The organism is Phaeovulum vinaykumarii, from assembly GCF_900156695.1.
In the GTDB taxonomy this organism is placed as follows: Bacteria; Pseudomonadota; Alphaproteobacteria; order Rhodobacterales; family Rhodobacteraceae; genus Bieblia_A; species Bieblia_A vinaykumarii.
In genome coordinates, this window is sequence record NZ_FTOM01000012.1 from 1 (window position 1) to 17,214 (window position 17,214).

Below are 17,214 nucleotides of genomic sequence, written 5' to 3' on the forward strand. Positions count from 1 at the left end.
AGTGCGTAGCGCCGAGCGAAAAGCTCGGCGCGGCAAGGGCTTGAAGGCGTCATGGCCCTCAGCGGGCCATAATCTGGAACGGGTCATACTCCGAGTTATGCGGTCAGCAACATAACTCGGAATACGATCCCTTCGGGTGAGGCCTCGGCCTCACCTCTTGATGGCCCGGGCGCGGTGCCGGTGCTTCGCCGCGCCTATCGCCGACCGCGTGATCGGCGATGCCATCCCGATGAGCCCGGGTTGTTCCCGGGCACTGGTCTGGGTGCGCCCGCGTAACGGGCGGAGAGCAGTCCTTCGCCGCGATGACAATTCATTGATCCCGCCAAGACGGAAGCCGACATTCAGAGCGGACCAAAATCGGGGTTTGTTCTGCATCGCCGCATGACCGTAGCGAGCCCATACAGAACAGCCGAGTCGAGTTGCCCAGGATTCCAATTTGCGCCCCGCTTATCCACCAAAAAAAGCAAGCGCATACCTCTAATGGTAATGACGCTCAGCGGCTATTCCGCGAAGTGTGGCAGATCAGGGTGAAGTCGAATGAGAACTGCTCGCCTTATCTGTTTGGCCAGAGGGTCGTGAAAAATCTGCAAAGCACTTGCTGATTGGTCACTGGTTAACCAACCATCAGGCAGTCGCCAATGTCGGAAGAAGACCCAATCAAGTTCGTTGCGGCGTAGAAAGTGCAAGCTCTTCACGGCGCTCTCCGGAGTCATCGGCGCACCGAAGCGCGCTTTCGGGCCATACTTTTTACGGCCCTCCTCGATGGCATCATCATGATGTTGAATGTGTGCTTCCACGTCTTTCTCGGTGATCCTCACCAAGCGGTCAATCTCTCTGCGTATGACCGGTGAAATGTCTTCAACCGCGTGCCGCACCGCTCCGGCAAAACGGGGGTCGGAGGTCACATCCATGTTCCACACGCGCGGCTGGTCCCGCCATAGGACAAGCTCTGCCTGCTCGGTCCAGCGGCCCTCGCCGCCGATGAGCCCGAGGGCAATCAGGACCGACGACACCTCCTCGTCGGCGCGCGCGGGCCCCAAGCCGTGGGCCGACAGAATGTTCGGCGGAGGCGGGGCCGGCGCGTTCATAACTCGCCATTGCGTCTGAGGTGGTGGGCGCGTTCCGTCCGGCAGACGGTATTCGAGCTTGTTTTGCTGTTCGGCCAACCAGAGAACCGCAACGCATATGTCGTCCCACCGAGGGAGTTGTTCAGGGTGTTCTGGATTTTCCCGGCGAATGGCGCCTCCGCCAATCTCTGTCGCCACGCCAAGCGCCACCAGAGCCTCGCAACCAATCTGGTAGGCAGTCGAAAACTGGTGCTCCCAGCCATCATCAATGTGTGGCAGATTCCCCGAAAGAAAGGAGATTACCAGTGCTACCCAATCGTTATCAGGAGCTTTCATCTTCGGGACGCCTCTCTTCCATGATGCCGTTGCATGAGACGCTTGCCGGCCTTTCAGCTGCGAAGCGGAACGCAAATATCCTGCTGCCCTTGGTAGATATCAATGTTCAGGGCCAGCACAGACCATAGTCCCTTGATCGGCGCACCTGTTTTCCGACTGCACCCTGAAGGAGCACGCGCATCTGGTCGACCACCGGTATCGGGCGCCAGATCGTTGTCGATTTCTGCCGTTCAACACCGGCTTTCGTCGTCCATTGCTTGACCACTTCCCGGACAGGGTCCCGGTGGTTCCATCGCCAGACGATCTCGTCCAGGTATCGTTGAAGGTGTTTTCGGCCGAGGTTGTGGTAAACTCCGACAAGGGCACGCTGCACTTGTGAGATCACGGCTTCAGCCGTATTCACATGGGCGCCGGTCTCCGGATTGGCATACTCTTTCTGGCTGTGGATCACATACTGATGGTCAGCCATGGTCTTCCCCAGTCCTCGATAACTCTTGTTGCCATCTGTCATAAGATTGGTTGTCGCCGGGTCGATCCATTCCAGGAGGACCGGTTCCAGTGTCGCGCGCTGATCGTTTGGAACAACCCTTGCGCGCGCCTGTCCGTCGCGAGAAGCTGCCACGAAGATCATCGGCTTTCCAGTGCCCTTGCCGGGTGGATTGTAGGCGCCCGAGAGGGATTTTGGCGCTCCTCCGACATACGCCTCATCTATCTCGACAATGTCTTCCAACGGCATCAACTCGCCGTTCCGGTCATCCATCATCTCACGAATGGCGTGCCCCACCTTCCACGCTGTCTTCTGATTTACCCCCAGCAGCCGCGCCATAACGACCGAGGAGATACCTTTGCTCGACGTGAGCACCAGGAACATTGCGCAGATCCAGATCCGAAGGTCGAGCTTCGTGCCATGCATCGGGGTGAGCGTCGTTACAGTGAACTGGAGACGGCAGTCCCGACACTGATAAAGTCCCGGCCGACAGGTCCGGCCATTAAGAGAAGAAGAGGCGACCGATCCACAATGCGGACAATGCCTACCGGTGGGCCAAATGATCCCCTCCTGGCAGCCGGCCGCCTGCGTGAAGTGCTCCCGGGCGACACCATCGACGAAGGCCATGAAGTTCACGCCTTATTCGTCGGCGGGGACCCGATCCCCGCCCGGGTGCGGGCCTTGGTTGATTTCCTGGCCGACAGGCTGGGAGCGAAACGAGGCCAATAGGCCCCTTCCGATCGCTCGCCCGTTTTTGAAACGATCAATATCGCGAACCTTCAAAGGTCCTACACGCTCGCATTTTGGGCCTCCGGCTGGAAGACGATGCTGCACGTTGCCACGACGGGCTGCTTTGGGGAAGCTGCGACGCAGCGATGGCCTGCCTGCTAAATGTCCGGAGAGGGCCGACCTTGACTGCTGCAGCACAACCTCGAAGCGATAATGCCGCAGTAAAGGCCGCCGACACAGTCAGCCTACGACCCGATCATGGCGACGCAAGTTTCAACGCGCTCCTCGTCGCCAATCCCACGGCATGACGAAGTTGCTCGCCCAAATACCACGGCCAGCTGCGCGGGCACGATCTTCAGCTGGCACATAGTCGGTGCCATATCGACGGTAAGCAACTGCCCAACCGTTCTCGACCAACCAACCATTGAGGTCTTCACCGCGCAGCGAGCACACGGCGACCGAGCGGCGATACCGATCGGTTCCGCTTACGTCGCATGAGATGGGTGCCCGACCGATCTTGTTCGCGAGGGCAAAAGCCGCATCCTTGCCGCAGTTCCATTTGCGTCCGTCCGATCGGGTGCAGAGCTGGCGGCTCTCGATTGCGTCGATCGCGCTCAAGCGAATTCGGGTACCGTGAATCTCAAGAGTGTCGCCGTCGATCACCGAGGCGGTGCCAGCGATGGTCTCCGACCAGGCAAGTTGGGCGGTGACGGCGGTGGCGAGAAATGCGGATGCGAAAATGTGCTTCATTCGGGGAGGTTACCCCGGTCGCGCGAAAAAGCAATTGCCGCTGGAACCTCAGAAAGGGTCTTGGGGAGGGCGAGATCGCCGCCCCCCAATCACCTCAGACAAATTTGCGCTGGTGATCTTTGCGATCCCCCTCGATGGTCGCGCCAGTATGATCAGCGCTCTTCGTGAGTGCCTTTGCATAGGGAGGCGCCCGCCGATGGCAGTGTCGTGGCATCCTACCGCGCAACGTGGATTTGGCCTCAAGTTCGCAGAGGACCGAGCGCGTTGCCGCTTTCCCTCAAACGATCGCTAGGTCGCCTGTGGTCATCCCCGCAGCCAGCGCGTCCACGAACCACTGCGGTTTGCGGCCACGGCCAGACCATGTGATCGCCGCATTCTCAGGGTGGCGATATTTCGCCGCGGCGGGCGCGCGGGTGGTTTTCGTTGCCGTGCTGACAAGGTCGGTCAGCGAGTAGCCCAGATCCCGGGCGAGAGCTTCCACCTTGGCGCGGGCTTCCGCCTTCTGTCGATCCTGATAGGTGGAGATCGCCTTGGCGATGTCCTTCTGCAGTTTTTTCAGTTCGCTGAGCGACATGCCTTCGAGATTGAAATCAGCCATCTATGCGGTCCGTGTCCTGAATGTTCCGGTATCGATACCCCGTCGAGGCCGGGGGCCGCAACTCCCGAGGGCAGGGCAGGGGGGGGCGGGAAGCGGTGATCGACATTTCCGCCGCCAGTGAGGTGCTGGACTTGGGGGCAGGTAATCCCGATGGGCGGGGTGACAAGTTCTGGCAGGGGCTCCCCGCGCCTCTCTGTCTCCTGGGCCATCCCTTCGACTGACAATCCCCTAATCCCGTTCGGTTTCCTGCGCGCAACCCCGCGTCAGCCCGGGCCGTGTTGGCCGCCTTTGGCGTCCTGCCCGCTCCACCCCGGTCCTCTGGGGGTTTCCGGTGTCCGTTCCGTCCCCCGTGCGCGCGTCAACCGACGGGCTTTTTCCGGGTCTTGTCGAAGGGACGGTCCCGAAGACAGGAAACACAGGAGCTTACCATGCAAAACATCGTCATCCTCGCCGGCAACATCGGTCAGACCCCCGAAATCCGCACCACCCAGGGCGGCACCAAGATCACCAACTTCAGCCTCGCCACCTCGCGCCCCCGCCTCTCGGAAGGTCGCGTCCTGCGCGACGAGAACGGCTACCGGGTCATGGACACGGAATGGCACCGCATCACCTGCTTCAACGGTCTCGGCAAGACGGTCGCTGAGCACTGCGAAAAGGGCATGAAGGTCCTCGTCCACGGCCGCATCCACTACACCAAGTGGACCGACAGCGCGGGGACCGACCGCTACGGCTGCGAGATCATCGCCGAGAAGGTCGACTTCCTGAGCCGCCCGAAGTCGGCCGAGAACGAAAACCCCGAGCTGGTCGATCGCGACGACGAGATCCCGTTCTGAGAACGGGGTCTCCCCCTCGGGCCCGGCGGGGAAACCCGCCGGGTTCGCTGCGCGCTCATGGCAAGTCGCGCAGGACGACATCGTCACGGTTTGACAAACTTTGCCAAATCGTGTCATCTTTTTCGGGAAGGAGATCGCGACCATGGCCACGATGAACGTCTCTTTGCCGGACCCGATGAAGGCTTGGGTCGAGGCGCGGACCCAAGATGGGCGCTACAGCAATGCCAGTGATTATGTGCGCGATCTGATCCGCCGCGATCAGGACCGCCAGCAGGCCATTGCCGAGTTGCAGCAGCTTGTCGATCAGGGTCTGGCGAGCGGCCCGGGTGCGCGTCTGGATGTGGATGCCTTTCTTGCCCGCAAGCGGGAGCAAGATGTCACAGCCGAAGATCGGTGAATACCGGCTCTCGCCCGCATGTGGTCCGTCACGCAGGCTGAGACCTATATCCGCGGGCTCGCCTCCGACATGGACCTTCTGGTCCGGCACCCGGGCATTGCGCGTGAGCACTCCGAAATCCGCCCTCCCGTCCGGCTCTATCGCTCGGGATCGCATCTGATCATCTACCGTATCGAGGCGGATTGGCTTGAGGTGGTGCGCATCGTGCATGCGCGGCAGAACTGGGCAGCTTATCTGAATGAGTGACCCGACGCTTTCGCGCCGCCGCCGCATGGCCGCTTCGAGCCCATTCTTTCCGGATGCTGTGGGAAAGTTGAATGTCAGATTCGGCGGAAAAGGAGCTGGCTGTCGCTCAATCCCGAGGCATTAGCCTTGAGCGAACAGACGCGGCAAACTTTGAGCTTGATCGAACAGGTGAATGCGTTGCTCGGCGAACGCAGGAGGTAGGGCGCGAGCACAGCATCGAGCGAGACAGCGGGTATGGGTGGGGGGTATGAGGCAGATAGAGAACTCGGTTTTGCAGCGGTATGACGGCTAATGTAGAATAGGCGGGGCCACACGGTCCCGCCTCCAAATTTTTTCACTTAGACGAAAACAAGGTCCGATGAATCGATCGCGCTGATGTCCACACCGTCAAGGATCACGAACGTGTCGTTATTGTACTGAAGCGCTGCATCGCCCTGGAAATCGAAGAGCTGTAGGGACGTGACGTTTTGGAACACCAGCTTGTCGACACCGTCCTCAAAGTCCGCGACGGTATCGACGGCGGCGTCCTGGAGGAAGTGGAAGTAGTCTGCCCCGGCACCGCCGGTCAGGACGTCGTTCCCTGCGTTGCCGATAAGGTAGTCGTTCCCATCCTCCCCGTCGATCTGGTCGTCACCAGCACCGCCGTTGATCGTATCGTTCCCCTTGTCGCCGAACAGGGCGTTCGCAGCAGCGTCCCCGACGATGTTGTCGTTACCATCGTGGCCCTTGAAGGAACGAATGCCGTAATGGAAGAAGTCGTTGAGATCGAACGAGCCGTCGATGATGACGTCCACACCCTTGCCGGATTGGTCGTTGTTGATAATCTGCTCGACGTCGTTCACCGAGGTGATCTTGATCTCGCCCCACAAGGTGTTCGCGTTGAGCTGCTGTACGTAGATCGTATCCGTTCCCGTACCGCCGTCATAGCTGTCCCAGCCGGCGATGCCGTCGTGCAGGAAGATATCGTCCCCACCGTCCCCGTAGAGCATGTCGTCTTCGAGGCCACCATCGATGATGTCGTTGCCATCACCGCCGTGGATGACATCGTTGCCCAAGTCGCCCCGCAATACGTCGGCACCACTCCCGCCATAAACCTGATCATCGCCGTCGCCCGCATCGACGGTGTCGTTGCCGGAACCTGCGTCGATAAAGTCGTCTCCATGGCTCGTGTCCACATAATCGTTCCCAGCATGGAGGTATACAATATCACTGTAGTACCAAGGCCCGTTGTTGTAGTCGGGTTCGATGTGGTCGTCGCCGGTAGTGCCGTTGATAATTGCCATGATCGTCTGTCGTCCTTAGCGCGAGGATGAAAGATTACCAGCAGCTAAGATATGGGTTAATTTCGAGTTAACAAACTGGCGAGCTATACGGTTCTGGCTTCTCGACACTCAAGGCATGAAGGTTGCATGGCAAGTCGGGACGCAATTCAGCTTTCGTTCACGTCTGGGGGATAAGGTCGCAATTATGCTATCCGGAGATTAGCCATGCAGTTCACGCCCGCCCAGCTCGCGACCGCCTTCGCGCCGTCTATCGCTAAGACTGGCAAGTCTCTCGATGTGGTGGCCATGAAGGCCGCGCAAGAACACCCGGTGCCTGCCGTGCAGAAGATCGAGCTCGCGGCTCCGGGCGATCCGGGTGATCGTGCCATCCGCGAGGAAAAGGTGTTTGACCACCTCGTCCGATTGGCCAAGCAGCACGGCGGGACAATTGGCACTAGCACGGTGGCTGACATCGAGATGGGACGCCATCATGCCCGCGAGGACCGCGCCCACGAGGCCGAACATGGGTTCCGAAGTCTCGTCCGGATGAACGAAGCGACTTACGAGGCTGCCAAGGCGAAGGGGGTGCCCGCCGAGCGGTTCTCTTCGCCGCAGGAGGCGCTGAACTTTGCATCGGATAAGCTGGCGGACATCCGGTCGAACCTGCTTGCGATCAACAGCTACGGCGGCGGCGACGCCACGGTCGGTGGAGCATACGAATGGCTCGACGACGAGACCAAGCTGGACGACCCGTTCCATGCTTGGATGGACGCCCGCAACCAGGATCGGTTGGAGGGCTCGCGCATGGATCTCTACGTCAACGCGGAATACCTAAAGGCAACCTTCGGCATCGACGGTTCCATCCTCGAGACTCGCGAAGGCAAGCTTCAAATCCGCGCCTTCGACATCGAACATGGCGGTGAGATCATCGCCCGCTCCATCGGCGACGGAAGCATTGCGCCTTACCGTACGGACGGGTCGTTGGAAATGGACCGGATTCTATAGCCCCCACCCATATCGGCGGTCCCGCTCAACGGTACACTCGCACTCTAGCTCCCGCGTTCACTGAACAACGCGTTCAGCTGCGAGATCAAGCTCCACGTTAGCCGCGACTGCTCGTTCAAGGCCGTTGTCAAAGCGCTCATGTCCGGCCGAAAACGACCTTCGTGCTTTATGCAGCGAAGGCCCGGTTCGTCGTAAGCGGTGTCCCGATCACACGTTGGCTGGGTAATTCCACGGGAGCAGATCATCGATCAGGCTTTGCTTGTGACCTTGGACGATGGCGGTAAGCGTGGATGAGAGCCATGCTTGGGGATCGACGCCGTTCATTTTGCAGGTCTCGATCAGCGATGCGATGACGGCCCAGTTTTCGGCGCCGGCATCGTGGCCCGCGAAGAGGGCATTCTTGCGGTTGAGAGCGATGGGGCGGATGGTGCGTTCGACGGTGTTGTTGTCGATCTCGACGCGGCCATCGGTGAGGAAGCGGCCAAGGCCTCCGCGGTATTTGGCGATGTAGGCGAGGGCTTCGCCCAAGGGCGACTTGACTGATGCACGGGCGCGGTGGTGGGTCAGCCAGTCGTCGATGCGGACAAGGATCGGGGCGGAGCGGTCTTGTCGGGCAGCCAATCGCGTTGCGGGATCTCCGCCGCGGATCTCGGCCTCAATGGCGTAGAGATCGCGGATGAGGGTCACACCTTCTTCGGCAATCGGCGCGGGTCCGGTGCGGCTGATCTCGATCAGTTTGCGGCGCGCATGGGCCCAGCAATGCGCGAGTTGTCTGCCCGGGCCGATCCGGTCCGCAGCGATCAGGCGGTTATATCCGGCATAGCCGTCAACTTGCAGAATGCCGCTAAAACCCTGCAAGATCCGCTCCGCATGCTGCCCGCCGCGACCGCGGGCATAGCTAAAGACCACGCCCGGAGGTGCTGCGCCGCCCCAAGGCCGGTCATCGCGGGCAAGGGCCCAGAAGTATCCGGTCTTCGTTTTCCTCCGCCCCGGATCGAGGACCGGGGCGCGGGTCTCGTCCATAAAGAGCTTCGTTGACCGCTTCAGATTGGCCATCAGCGCATCATAGACGGGTCGGAGCTCAAAGGCGGCGCGACCGACCCAATCGGCCAGGGTGGAGCGGTCGAGGTCGACGCCTTGACGGCTGTAGATCTGGGCCTGACGATAAAGCGGCAGGTGATCGGCATACTTGCCGACCAGCACATGGGCAACCGTGGCTTCGGTCGGCATGCCACCCGAGATCAGCCTTGCTGGTGCGGGGGCTTGCGTGACACCATCGGTGCAAGAGCGGCAGGCGTTCGGGCGGCGTGTGACGATGACGCGGAACTGGGCGGGCACGATGTCGAGCCGTTCCGAGACGTCCTCACCAATGCAATGCAGGCAGCCTCCGCAGGCGCAGATCAGGCTGTCCGGCTCGATGATCTCTTCGATGCGCGGTAGGTGCTTGGGCAGCGCGCCACGGTTGGCAGCACGCGGTTTGGCGGGGCGATCCTCGGCGCTTGCGGCAAAACGATCCCCCGGATCGTTTTGTGATCCGCTGCGCTCCTCGGCATGGACCACTGCCATGGCCGTTTCGAGGTCTTCCAACGCCAGTTCGAACTGATCCGGATCGCTCTTCTCCGAACGTCGCCCGAAGGCCGCCTGCTTGAAGGCTGCAACCAGCTTCTCCAGCCGGTCGATCCGCTCGTCCTTGCGCTTGTCGCGCGCATCCGCGGCGATCAACATCGCCTTCAGTGCAGCAATTTCTTCAAGCAGATCAGCGGTCTTCGGCATGGCGCAGGTCTATCATAGCTGCCCTGCCGATGCCCGCCCAAAGCATCAACCGAGTCATCCTGCCACAGGGCAAAACCGGTCATTCCACCGCCTCGGGAGCCTTCGCCTCTATGGCCCGAACGCGGCGCCAGTCGAGCCCCGCAAACAGCGCCTCGAACTGCGCATGGTTCATCACCATCAGCCCATCCTTCACGGCAGGCCAGGTGAAGCTGTGCTCTTCCAGCCGCTTGTAGGCCATCACCAGACCGGTGCCGTCCCAGTAGAGCAGCTTCAGTCGATCTGCTTTCTTCGCGCGAAACACAAAAACCGTTCCGGTGAACGGGTCCTTGCGCAGCTCGTTCTTCACCATCGCCGCCAAGCTGTCATGGCCCTTGCGGAAGTCTATGGGCTTGGTTGCCACCATGATCCGCACCCGGTTCGACGGGAAGATCACGGGCGGGCCTGCAGCGCCATGACCAGTTCCGCAACTCGGGCCGCAGGTGTGGCAGCATCCAAGCGCACCGTCACCGGCCCGATCATCAGATCAATCGATGCCGTCGCTGTCACTGTCGCGACTACCATCTGCGAGGCCACGGGCGCCGCAAACTCCGCCCCCAAAACCTCGGGCACAACCAGTTTGCCCTGCCGTGCCAAAGTCCGCCACGACGACAGATGGTTGGCCTTCACCCCATGCCGACGCGCCACTTCGTTCACGGTGACGCCCGCCACCAGTGTCTTGGCAACGATCCGCCCTTTCGCCTCGTCAGACCAGCGCCGCTTGGCCCCCGGAGCCGCCAAAAGCTCCACAAAACAAACGGCCTCCATACTGCGCTCCTGATGGACTCCCACTGATACCTCCCGTGCAAATCTCCACACGGGGCCCCATCGCAGCTTACGGATTCAGCGGGAAGGTGGGGCCAGAACAGCGCTTACGGTTCGTCCGCACTGCCGTCACTCGCGCCCCGGCTGAAGAGTGAAAGGCGTGCCGGTTTTCCGGTGACGGGTTGAGGGCTGGGAGAGAGGCTCCCGGCGCCTGTCGCGGAGGAATGTCGATGGGTGTTGTGGAAGTTCTGGATCCGGTCGCACCGGCGCGGGCTGGTGGCTGGAAGGTGGATGTGAGCCGGGGGGAGCGCAACGGGCGGGTGTCGTCCGAATGGTTCAACCGGCCCGATGACGAGCGGTACCTGTCGCTCGACGATCTTTGGGCCTCGGTGAAGGGCCGTTCCGAGCGCAGCCGCAGCCGGGTGGTGCAGACGGCCGATATTCGTGTCGAGGCCGCGCGCGACAGCGCCGAGCGGTTGCATCTGGTTCTGCCGAAAGCGCACGAACCGGTTGCGCCGACGCACTGGGCCTTTGGCCAGCTTGCCAGCATCGTCGGCGCCCCGGCCTCGTACCTGCGGCAACTGCCGGCGCCGCTCGCCGGGATCAACCTGCAATATGGCCTCTCCAATCACCGCGCCGAGCAGGTCAAAATCTTCGAGACCGAAGATGGCCGCACCGAATTGCGCGCCGTGACGGGCCCCGATTACGGCCGGATCCATGACTTCGAACTGGTCGAGGCTGTCCAGCGCCTCGCGGGCAATGGCACCGGCGATACGCGCTGGAAGGTGCCGGGTGTGCTCGACTGGTCGACGGGGGTCTACAACCCCGATGTCGAGATCAGCCGCGACACGACCACGCTCTATGCCTCGGACCGCGACGTCTTCCTGTTCCTCGTCGATGATCACAACCCGATCGAGGCGGGGCGGTTGGCCGACGGTTCCCCCGATCTCTACTTCCGGGGTTTCTATTGCTGGAACTCCGAGGTGGGGGCGAAGACGCTTGGCATGGCGAGCTTTTACCTCAGGGCGGTGTGCCAGAACCGCAACCTCTGGGGTGTCGAGGAGTTTCAGGAGATCAAGATCCGCCACTCGAAATACGCGGCCTCGCGCTTCGCGCATGAGGCGGCCCCGGCCTTGACGCGCTTCGCCAATTCCTCGCCGCAGGGGTTCGTGAACGGCATCCAGGCCGCGCGGCAACAGATCGTGGCGCGCAACGATGAAGACAGGGCTGATTTCCTGAGGAAACGTGGCTTCTCGAAGGCCGAATCCGGCAAGATCATCGAGAAGGTGCTGATGGAAGAGGGCCGCCCGCCCGAAAGCATCTTCGACTTCGTGCAGGGAATCACTCGGCTCGCGCGCGACAAGACCCAGCAAGATGTCCGCCTCGACATGGAAGGGCGGGCCAAGAAGCTGCTCGACCGGGTTGGCTGAGACAGCGTTCGACGGTGCGACCACCTGCGTGGCGGTCGCGCCTCTCTCCCTTTCAGCACAGCGCCGCTGATCCCCCGCCCGCAAGGGCGGGGGCTTCGGCGCTTGCACTTCTGCGAGACCCCCATGACCCCCCAGGAAGAAACCATCATCCTCGAGGCCCGCGATATCCTTGGCCGTTATCTCAGCCAGAACCCGGTGATCGGCAGCTGGCAGGCGCTGCTCGATTATTGCGCGCTCACCGTGCGTGGACCGATCGAGCGGTTCCATGTGCTCTATCTCGACCGCAAGAACCGCATCATCTCCGACGAGCTGCTCTCGACCGGCACGGTCGATCATGTCCCCGTCTATCCGCGCGAGGTGATCAAGCGGGCGCTGATGCTGAACGCGAGCGCGCTGATCTTGATCCACAACCACCCCTCTGGGGATCCGACACCCTCGGAAGCCGATTTCGGCATGACAAAGGAAATCCAGAAGGGCTGCCGCTACCTCGGCCTGACCCTGCATGATCACATCATCGTCGGCGCGGGAACGGAGCTGAGCCTGAGGGCCTTGGGCAAGCTCTGACGATCAAGCCCGACCCTGAGCCGTCGCCCTCGAGGAAGAGGGCGGCGGTTTGGGGGTGACGGTGATGGCGGGGAGAGAGGCTTCCCGCCCCCGTCGCAGGAGAACCCGAGATGCTCGATCAAGATTTCCACGCGCGAAAGGCCACTCCGACGATGCGGTTTGACGCCGATGCGCGGCCCGCGCCCAATCCCGATCTGCCCTTCGTTCTGAAACTTGTCGCCCCGGATCTTGGAGCGGCGATGGCCGGGCAGGACCGCCCGGTGGAACTCGATCGCTATGCGACGCTCGCGGATGCGATGTTCGCCGCGGTCGTGCTGGCGCAGCAAGTCGGCCCCGATGTTGTCCCGCACATGATGGTGATCCTCGATCGTGAAGAGCGCCTCGTGCTGGCAGGAGAGTTGGCCGATGGCGCGATTGCCTGGTGCAACCCCGTGCTCTCCGCGCCCGAGGCCCGCTCGGTGTTGCGCGAGGCGAGCGGCTTGCGCGCGCGGGCGAGCCAGGCTGCGGGATGGCGCGAACATGGGTTCGTGGCGCATCTGCGCCGTCGCGCCGATCACCTCGAGGGGCGGCTCGTCGATCCGCTCTGGCGTCTCGTCGCCGCCCGCGCGCTGCAGCGCGCGGCGTGAGGGCGGAGAGATCGAGAAGGGCAGGGGGCCCGGGGTGCGCCGCCGGGCAGAGAGATCGCCCAGTCCGGCATCCCCCCCTTTTTCCGAACCGGAGTTGACCCGATGACCATGACCGAAGTCCCGCTGCGCGCGGCAGATGGCGCCCTCGGCCGTCGATCTGGCCCCGATCTTCGCCGCGCCGTTGACATGACCGATCCCGCATATCTGCGCCTCGGCCTGCCACTGACGGCATCGCCGCTCGCCGTCCTGCGTGCGGCGGTTCGGGCACTTCATCCCGATACCCGCGCCGTTCGCGGGTTTCGGGCGGCGCGCAAGCGGTTCTACCGGCAGATGCTTTGCGCCCATGCGGCGCGTCAGGCTGCGGGCGACCAGTGCGCCGGCTGAGCGCGCCTGCCCATCCTTTCGTTCCAATCCAGCGCCCGGCCTCTTGGCGGGGCGTCTCACTCTCAGGAGGTTCCCATGGCGGATTACTTCACCCATTTTTCTTGCCTGATCGATGTCGGGACGGTCGAAAAGGCCGCCCGCGCGCTCGCGCTGTTTGCGGATTTGCGCGTGGCCGATCAGGAGGCCGATGACCCGGAGGTTTCGGGGTTCGATCTGAAGCGCCAGGATGGGCCCGAGGGCAGCATCCTGTGGATCCATGACGCTGAACATGGCGATGTCGAGGCGGTCATCCGCTTCGTGCTGCGCCTCGCTGAAGACCTCGATCTCACCGGCCTCTGGGGCTTCCAACACGCCCTGACCTGCTCGCGCCCGCGCCTCGATGCCTATGGCGGTGGTGCGCATGTCATCGACCTTGGCGCGCGCAAATCCATCGGTTGGATCAGCACCCAGGAATGGCTGGCTGCGGCGCTGAACGGGGAGGACATCGATGCCTGAGACCATCTGCACCACCGTCTACCAGTTCCCCGAACTCTCGGATGCGGCCAAGGAAAAAGCGCGCAGCTGGTATAGCGACCTCGCGCCCCACGATGATTGGTGGGACGCGGTCTATGAGGATTTCGAGCGGATCTGCGAGATCCTCGGCCTCCGCCTGAAGACCTCGCCCGTCCGCCTGATGGGCGGCGGCGTGCGGCAAAAGCCTTGTGTCTGGTTTTCGGGGTTCTGGAGCCAGGGGGACGGGGCATCGTTCGAGGGCCACCTCCGTCACACCAAGGGCGTGGCCGCGCGCATTCGGGACTATGCACCGATGGATGCGACGCTGCACGGCATTGCCGACCGGCTGCAGGCCATCCAGCGCAGGAACTTCTATCAGCTCGTCGCCGAGGCGACCCATCGCGGGCGCTACTACCACGAATACACCATGTCCGTGGATGTCACGCGCGACAGCCCGAGCAGCCAGCCCCCCACCGAGGATGCCGAGGAGATCGTGACCGAGGCGCTGCGCGATCTGGCCCGCTGGCTCTACCGCCAGCTTCAGGCCGAATACGAGCACCTCACCTCGGACGAGGCGATCGAAGAGGGGATCATCGTCAACGCGTACACCTTCACTGAAGAGGGGCGGCGCTTCGGGTGAACTGTGACCTCCAAGGCGCGGAGTTACGGTTGTTACACATATTTCTGTTATTTCACTTGAGGTGAGGCGCGCATGGCGTATATCTGATGGGAAAAGCGGGAGAGACCGATGACGACGGCTGCAAAGAGGACGGAAGACAAAGGGCTCATGGAGCGCCCTCCGACGCGCGAGGAGATCGACAGCGCCGCGCATGCCGCGACGGCGATCGCGATCGCTATGGAGCTGGATGGTGGCCTGAAGATTTCAGGTGAGCACGGCGAGGCGGTCAAGATTGCCCCTGCGGTTGGCAACCTCATCATCGAGCTCTTGGGCCATGTCAGCAATGGCAATATGGTCACGCTTGTGCCCGTCGGTACGATGCTGACCACACAAGAAGCGGCGGACATGCTCAATATTTCCCGCCCTTATCTGACCAAGCTCCTGCTCCGAGGCGACATCAAGTTCGAGCAGGTTGGATCGCATCGTCGTGTGAGGATTGACGAGTTGATGCGCTACCGTGCTGACAAGGCCCGCAAACAAGAGAGTGCGTTGGCCGACCTTGCCCGGCTTGGGCAGGAGTTCGACAACGAATGAGCTTCGTCGCCAACCCTTTCGTGGTGGTGCTCGACGCCAACGTGCTTTTCCCGTTTCGGATCAGGGACGTCCTCTTTACCTTCGCCCAAGAGGGGCTCTTTCGAGCGCGCATCACCGATGAAATTCTCGACGAGTGGACTCGGAACCTCATCCGATTGAAGCCTCATCTCGAGACCAGCGTTCGTCAACAGGAGCAGGCGATTCGAGAGCATTTCGAAGAGTGCTTCGTGGATGGCTATCGACCTTTGGTCGATGGCCTTGATCTACCGGATCCGAACGATCGCCATGTTCTGGCGGCGGCAATCCGCAGCTCGGCTCAGGTGATTGTTACCGAGAACCATCGAGACTTCCCGTCGGATAAACTGGCGCCCTATGACATTGAGACGCTCGGCGCCGACGATATGTTGGCCAACACCTATGCGCTCTTTCGACAGGGAGGGGCGCGGGCGCTGCGAAAGGTACGTCAACGCTACGATAATCCGCCAATGACAGCCTCTGAGTTCTTGCTCGACCTCACCAAGAACGGCCTTTCCAAACTTGCTGCCCTGGCGCGCCAAGACATCGAGTACATCTAACAGAACACAGCTGCCAGCTAGTCTGAGATAGGCGCTACTACCACGAATATACCATGTCCGTGGATGTCACGCGCGACAGCCCGACCTGTCAGCCGCCCACTGAGGATGCCGAAGAGATCGTGACCGAGGCGCTGCGCGATCTGGCCCGTTGGCTCTACCGCCAGCTTCAGGCCGAATACGAGCACCTCACCTCGGACGAGGCGATCGAAGAGGGGATCATCGTCAACGCTTATACCTTCACCGAAGAGGGGCGGCGCTTCGGGTGATGGCCGCGGAGAGGACTTCGGCCGTCATCATCTGTGCGCGGGTCCGAAGGTCCAGAAATCCCTCCGAGATCAGCAATTTATCTGTGACCGAGTCGACCAGCCTTGGATTCATCTTCTCGGTCACCAAGAGCGCTGCCTGACAGGCCTCGGGAAACCCGGAACAGGCCTCGACGACATAGTCGACGCCCTTTGCCTGAGCGACGGCCGCAATGTCGAACATGTCCCGCGGCTGCAGGTGCGATCCACGGAAAACCACCTTCTTCGCAAGAATTTCGGCGGGGGTCTCGAGGTTGAGGCTTCGTCGGCGGATCTGAGTGGTCGCGAAGGGGTCTTGGGTGACCGGTGCGCAGCAGATGAAGTCGATCTCACCGATGCCGTCGAACACGATCTTCAAGGCGCGTGTGCCATCGGTTTCGTAATCGCTCGCTGCGAGTGCCAGATCGTACCCCTGCGTCTCCGGGTTTAGGTAGGGCAAATACTGGGCATCGTCGATGAAGAGGTCGATGTCGTGACTCTCGCGATGCGCGATCTGGAGCATCAGAGCGGTGCCGCCGCCGAAGCTCCAGTTGGACATGCCGATACCCAGACCATTCGCCTGATCAACGATCGCCATCGCAACGTCGAAGAGTTCGGGCCAGTGGCTTGGTTGAGGGGTGTTCATTCAGATCGCGAGCGGAAGCTTGTATCCGGCGAGATCGGAGAACTTCCTGGCGACGGCGGTGACGGCGTCCTTGCTCACATTCATCTCGTCGATGAACGAATGCTGCAGTTTGGGCGACACCTCCGACAGGAAGGCGAACACGCTGCAATCGCAGGACTCGGCACTCTTGATATCGGCGATCTTCTCGGCAAGCTCCGCAGCCGTCACCAGCACACCGTAGGGCGCGCTGACGGTCGACATCACCTTTGCGGCAACCGAGGCCATGGCATCAACTCTGAGCAGATTTCCGTCCCATCAATGTAGTCCATGCCCCTCAACAAAGCAATAAAGCCCCGTTGGAGTTGTTTTTCACCTGTTCCCGTCGATCCACTTCGACATCAGGCCCTTGTCGCGAAAGCACTCTTCCGGCACGGCGCGCCGTTTGATCCGTGCGAGTTTTTCCGCGAAGGCCACCTGCTTCGAGGTCGGCCGCTGATCCACCTCAGACATCGGCTTCATCCGGGCCTGCTTGTCGATCCATCCGCTCAAGGTTCGGCGGTCCTGCTGCACGTCCCATGGCAGAAGGGTGCCGTTGCGCCGCGCGAGCGCGTGCGCATAGGCGATCTGCTTAGGCGTTGCGGGCAGCGCAGGCGCGGTGCTTTCCATAGTCGATCTCCCCTGCTGGCTTGGTCTTCAATATAGAACAAAGAGGGAACAAAATCAAGCCGGGCGTCGGGAGA

23 protein-coding genes and 1 pseudogene are annotated in these 17,214 nt (G+C 61.7%); 13 read left to right on the top strand and 11 right to left on the bottom strand.

Features of this window, described 5'->3' with window-relative positions; genetic code table 11:
- Positions 1-500: 500 nt before the first annotated feature.
- From BW949_RS15475 to BW949_RS15490, 4 genes are all read right to left on the bottom strand, one after another.
- Positions 501-1,403: a hypothetical protein gene (locus tag BW949_RS15475; RefSeq protein WP_076367704.1), complete on the bottom strand. Its 903-nt coding sequence runs from the start codon at positions 1,401-1,403 to the stop codon at positions 501-503.
- Positions 1,404-1,509: 106 nt separating this feature from the next.
- Complete coding sequence (locus tag BW949_RS15480) at positions 1,510-2,517, bottom strand: IS1595 family transposase (protein ID WP_076367706.1); 1,008 nt, start codon at positions 2,515-2,517, stop codon at positions 1,510-1,512.
- A gap of 375 nt (positions 2,518-2,892) precedes the next feature.
- A complete protein-coding gene (locus tag BW949_RS15485; protein ID WP_076367708.1) occupies positions 2,893-3,369 on the bottom strand; it encodes a thermonuclease family protein in 477 nt (158 codons plus the stop codon).
- 277 nt (positions 3,370-3,646) lie between these two features.
- Positions 3,647-3,967, bottom strand: a complete 321-nt coding sequence (locus tag BW949_RS15490; RefSeq protein WP_076367710.1) for an H-NS histone family protein — start codon at positions 3,965-3,967, stop codon at positions 3,647-3,649.
- Positions 3,968-4,395: 428 nt separating this feature from the next.
- Between BW949_RS15490 and BW949_RS15495 the strand changes: the two genes are divergently transcribed.
- From BW949_RS15495 to BW949_RS15505, 3 genes are all read left to right on the top strand, one after another.
- Positions 4,396-4,800: a single-stranded DNA-binding protein gene (locus tag BW949_RS15495; protein WP_076367712.1), complete on the top strand. Its 405-nt coding sequence runs from the start codon at positions 4,396-4,398 to the stop codon at positions 4,798-4,800.
- A gap of 142 nt (positions 4,801-4,942) precedes the next feature.
- Entirely contained in the window at positions 4,943-5,197 is a 255-nt protein-coding gene (locus tag BW949_RS15500; protein ID WP_076367719.1) for a type II toxin-antitoxin system ParD family antitoxin, read from the top strand.
- Positions 5,198-5,215: 18 nt separating this feature from the next.
- The gene (locus BW949_RS15505; protein ID WP_076367721.1) at positions 5,216-5,443 is read left to right on the top strand and encodes a type II toxin-antitoxin system RelE/ParE family toxin; all 228 of its coding nucleotides are present in this window, start codon (positions 5,216-5,218) and stop codon (positions 5,441-5,443) included.
- 338 nt (positions 5,444-5,781) lie between these two features.
- Here BW949_RS15505 and BW949_RS15510 read toward each other — a convergent pair whose 3' ends face one another.
- The gene (locus BW949_RS15510; protein ID WP_076367724.1) at positions 5,782-6,726 is read right to left on the bottom strand and encodes a calcium-binding protein; all 945 of its coding nucleotides are present in this window, start codon (positions 6,724-6,726) and stop codon (positions 5,782-5,784) included.
- A gap of 204 nt (positions 6,727-6,930) precedes the next feature.
- Between BW949_RS15510 and BW949_RS15515 the strand changes: the two genes are divergently transcribed.
- Positions 6,931-7,710, top strand: a complete 780-nt coding sequence (locus BW949_RS15515) for a hypothetical protein (RefSeq protein WP_076367726.1) — start codon at positions 6,931-6,933, stop codon at positions 7,708-7,710.
- A gap of 207 nt (positions 7,711-7,917) precedes the next feature.
- On the opposite strand, the gene tnpC is transcribed toward BW949_RS15515, so the two are convergent.
- The 3 genes from tnpC to BW949_RS15530 form a co-directional block, all read right to left on the bottom strand.
- The gene (gene tnpC, locus BW949_RS15520) at positions 7,918-9,483 is read right to left on the bottom strand and encodes an IS66 family transposase (RefSeq protein ID WP_076367728.1); all 1,566 of its coding nucleotides are present in this window, start codon (positions 9,481-9,483) and stop codon (positions 7,918-7,920) included.
- Between the two features lie 79 nt (positions 9,484-9,562).
- Entirely contained in the window at positions 9,563-9,886 is a 324-nt protein-coding gene (gene tnpB / locus BW949_RS15525) for an IS66 family insertion sequence element accessory protein TnpB (RefSeq protein WP_076367772.1), read from the bottom strand.
- Between the two features lie 26 nt (positions 9,887-9,912).
- A complete protein-coding gene (locus tag BW949_RS15530) occupies positions 9,913-10,287 on the bottom strand; it encodes a transposase (RefSeq protein WP_083947801.1) in 375 nt (124 codons plus the stop codon).
- Between the two features lie 227 nt (positions 10,288-10,514).
- On the opposite strand from BW949_RS15530, the gene BW949_RS15535 reads away from it, so the two are divergent.
- From BW949_RS15535 to BW949_RS15575, 9 genes and pseudogenes are all read left to right on the top strand, one after another.
- Positions 10,515-11,714, top strand: coding sequence for a DUF932 domain-containing protein (locus BW949_RS15535; protein ID WP_076367776.1), 1,200 nt, complete (start codon positions 10,515-10,517; stop codon positions 11,712-11,714).
- Between the two features lie 123 nt (positions 11,715-11,837).
- Positions 11,838-12,278 (top strand): JAB domain-containing protein, encoded by a 441-nt coding sequence (locus tag BW949_RS15540; protein WP_076367730.1) that lies wholly within the window; start codon positions 11,838-11,840, stop codon positions 12,276-12,278.
- Between the two features lie 110 nt (positions 12,279-12,388).
- Positions 12,389-12,904, top strand: a complete 516-nt coding sequence (locus BW949_RS15545) for a hypothetical protein (protein ID WP_076367732.1) — start codon at positions 12,389-12,391, stop codon at positions 12,902-12,904.
- A gap of 102 nt (positions 12,905-13,006) precedes the next feature.
- Complete coding sequence (locus BW949_RS15550; RefSeq protein ID WP_407947272.1) at positions 13,007-13,288, top strand: hypothetical protein; 282 nt, start codon at positions 13,007-13,009, stop codon at positions 13,286-13,288.
- 75 nt (positions 13,289-13,363) lie between these two features.
- On the top strand, positions 13,364-13,783 hold the full coding sequence (locus BW949_RS15555; RefSeq protein ID WP_076367734.1) for a hypothetical protein: 420 nt from the start codon (positions 13,364-13,366) through the stop codon (positions 13,781-13,783).
- The gene (locus BW949_RS15560; RefSeq protein WP_076367736.1) at positions 13,776-14,420 is read left to right on the top strand and encodes an antitoxin of toxin-antitoxin stability system; all 645 of its coding nucleotides are present in this window, start codon (positions 13,776-13,778) and stop codon (positions 14,418-14,420) included. Before BW949_RS15555 ends, BW949_RS15560 begins: the two co-directional genes overlap by 8 nt.
- Before the next feature lie 108 nt (positions 14,421-14,528).
- Entirely contained in the window at positions 14,529-14,993 is a 465-nt protein-coding gene (locus tag BW949_RS15565) for a helix-turn-helix domain-containing protein (RefSeq protein ID WP_076367738.1), read from the top strand.
- A complete protein-coding gene (locus BW949_RS15570) occupies positions 14,990-15,568 on the top strand; it encodes a PIN domain-containing protein (RefSeq protein WP_076367740.1) in 579 nt (192 codons plus the stop codon). Before BW949_RS15565 ends, BW949_RS15570 begins: the two co-directional genes overlap by 4 nt.
- A 32-nt stretch (positions 15,569-15,600) precedes the next feature.
- A pseudogene (locus BW949_RS15575) lies at positions 15,601-15,834 on the top strand (antitoxin of toxin-antitoxin stability system); the annotation flags it as partial.
- Here BW949_RS15575 and BW949_RS15580 read toward each other — a convergent pair.
- The 3 genes from BW949_RS15580 to BW949_RS15590 form a co-directional block, all read right to left on the bottom strand.
- Positions 15,806-16,495, bottom strand: a complete 690-nt coding sequence (locus BW949_RS15580; RefSeq protein ID WP_076367744.1) for a nucleotidyl transferase AbiEii/AbiGii toxin family protein — start codon at positions 16,493-16,495, stop codon at positions 15,806-15,808. The pseudogene BW949_RS15575 and the gene BW949_RS15580 sit on opposite strands and share 29 nt — an antisense overlap.
- A complete protein-coding gene (locus tag BW949_RS15585) occupies positions 16,496-16,759 on the bottom strand; it encodes a hypothetical protein (protein WP_076367746.1) in 264 nt (87 codons plus the stop codon).
- A gap of 84 nt (positions 16,760-16,843) precedes the next feature.
- Positions 16,844-17,140: a hypothetical protein gene (locus BW949_RS15590; RefSeq protein ID WP_076367748.1), complete on the bottom strand. Its 297-nt coding sequence runs from the start codon at positions 17,138-17,140 to the stop codon at positions 16,844-16,846.
- Positions 17,141-17,214: the final 74 nt, after the last annotated feature.

Excerpts from the sequence above, each read along its gene's own strand:
- BW949_RS15475 (WP_076367704.1), bottom strand. The coding sequence starts at position 1,403 with ATGAAAGCTCCTGATAACGATTGGGTAGCACTGGTAATCTCCTTTCTT.
- BW949_RS15480 (WP_076367706.1), bottom strand. The coding sequence starts at position 2,517 with ATGGCCTTCGTCGATGGTGTCGCCCGGGAGCACTTCACGCAGGCGGCC.
- BW949_RS15485 (WP_076367708.1), bottom strand. The coding sequence starts at position 3,369 with ATGAAGCACATTTTCGCATCCGCATTTCTCGCCACCGCCGTCACCGCC.
- BW949_RS15490 (WP_076367710.1), bottom strand. The coding sequence starts at position 3,967 with ATGGCTGATTTCAATCTCGAAGGCATGTCGCTCAGCGAACTGAAAAAA.
- BW949_RS15495 (WP_076367712.1), top strand. The coding sequence starts at position 4,396 with ATGCAAAACATCGTCATCCTCGCCGGCAACATCGGTCAGACCCCCGAA.
- BW949_RS15500 (WP_076367719.1), top strand. The coding sequence starts at position 4,943 with ATGGCCACGATGAACGTCTCTTTGCCGGACCCGATGAAGGCTTGGGTC.
- BW949_RS15505 (WP_076367721.1), top strand. The coding sequence starts at position 5,216 with ATGTGGTCCGTCACGCAGGCTGAGACCTATATCCGCGGGCTCGCCTCC.
- BW949_RS15510 (WP_076367724.1), bottom strand. The coding sequence starts at position 6,726 with ATGGCAATTATCAACGGCACTACCGGCGACGACCACATCGAACCCGAC.
- BW949_RS15515 (WP_076367726.1), top strand. The coding sequence starts at position 6,931 with ATGCAGTTCACGCCCGCCCAGCTCGCGACCGCCTTCGCGCCGTCTATC.
- tnpC (WP_076367728.1), bottom strand. The coding sequence starts at position 9,483 with ATGCCGAAGACCGCTGATCTGCTTGAAGAAATTGCTGCACTGAAGGCG.
- tnpB (WP_076367772.1), bottom strand. The coding sequence starts at position 9,886 with ATGGTGGCAACCAAGCCCATAGACTTCCGCAAGGGCCATGACAGCTTG.
- BW949_RS15530 (WP_083947801.1), bottom strand. The coding sequence starts at position 10,287 with ATGGAGGCCGTTTGTTTTGTGGAGCTTTTGGCGGCTCCGGGGGCCAAG.
- BW949_RS15535 (WP_076367776.1), top strand. The coding sequence starts at position 10,515 with ATGGGTGTTGTGGAAGTTCTGGATCCGGTCGCACCGGCGCGGGCTGGT.
- BW949_RS15540 (WP_076367730.1), top strand. The coding sequence starts at position 11,838 with ATGACCCCCCAGGAAGAAACCATCATCCTCGAGGCCCGCGATATCCTT.
- BW949_RS15545 (WP_076367732.1), top strand. The coding sequence starts at position 12,389 with ATGCTCGATCAAGATTTCCACGCGCGAAAGGCCACTCCGACGATGCGG.
- BW949_RS15550 (WP_407947272.1), top strand. The coding sequence starts at position 13,007 with ATGACCATGACCGAAGTCCCGCTGCGCGCGGCAGATGGCGCCCTCGGC.
- BW949_RS15555 (WP_076367734.1), top strand. The coding sequence starts at position 13,364 with ATGGCGGATTACTTCACCCATTTTTCTTGCCTGATCGATGTCGGGACG.
- BW949_RS15560 (WP_076367736.1), top strand. The coding sequence starts at position 13,776 with ATGCCTGAGACCATCTGCACCACCGTCTACCAGTTCCCCGAACTCTCG.
- BW949_RS15565 (WP_076367738.1), top strand. The coding sequence starts at position 14,529 with ATGACGACGGCTGCAAAGAGGACGGAAGACAAAGGGCTCATGGAGCGC.
- BW949_RS15570 (WP_076367740.1), top strand. The coding sequence starts at position 14,990 with ATGAGCTTCGTCGCCAACCCTTTCGTGGTGGTGCTCGACGCCAACGTG.
- BW949_RS15580 (WP_076367744.1), bottom strand. The coding sequence starts at position 16,495 with ATGAACACCCCTCAACCAAGCCACTGGCCCGAACTCTTCGACGTTGCG.
- BW949_RS15585 (WP_076367746.1), bottom strand. The coding sequence starts at position 16,759 with ATGGCCTCGGTTGCCGCAAAGGTGATGTCGACCGTCAGCGCGCCCTAC.
- BW949_RS15590 (WP_076367748.1), bottom strand. The coding sequence starts at position 17,140 with ATGGAAAGCACCGCGCCTGCGCTGCCCGCAACGCCTAAGCAGATCGCC.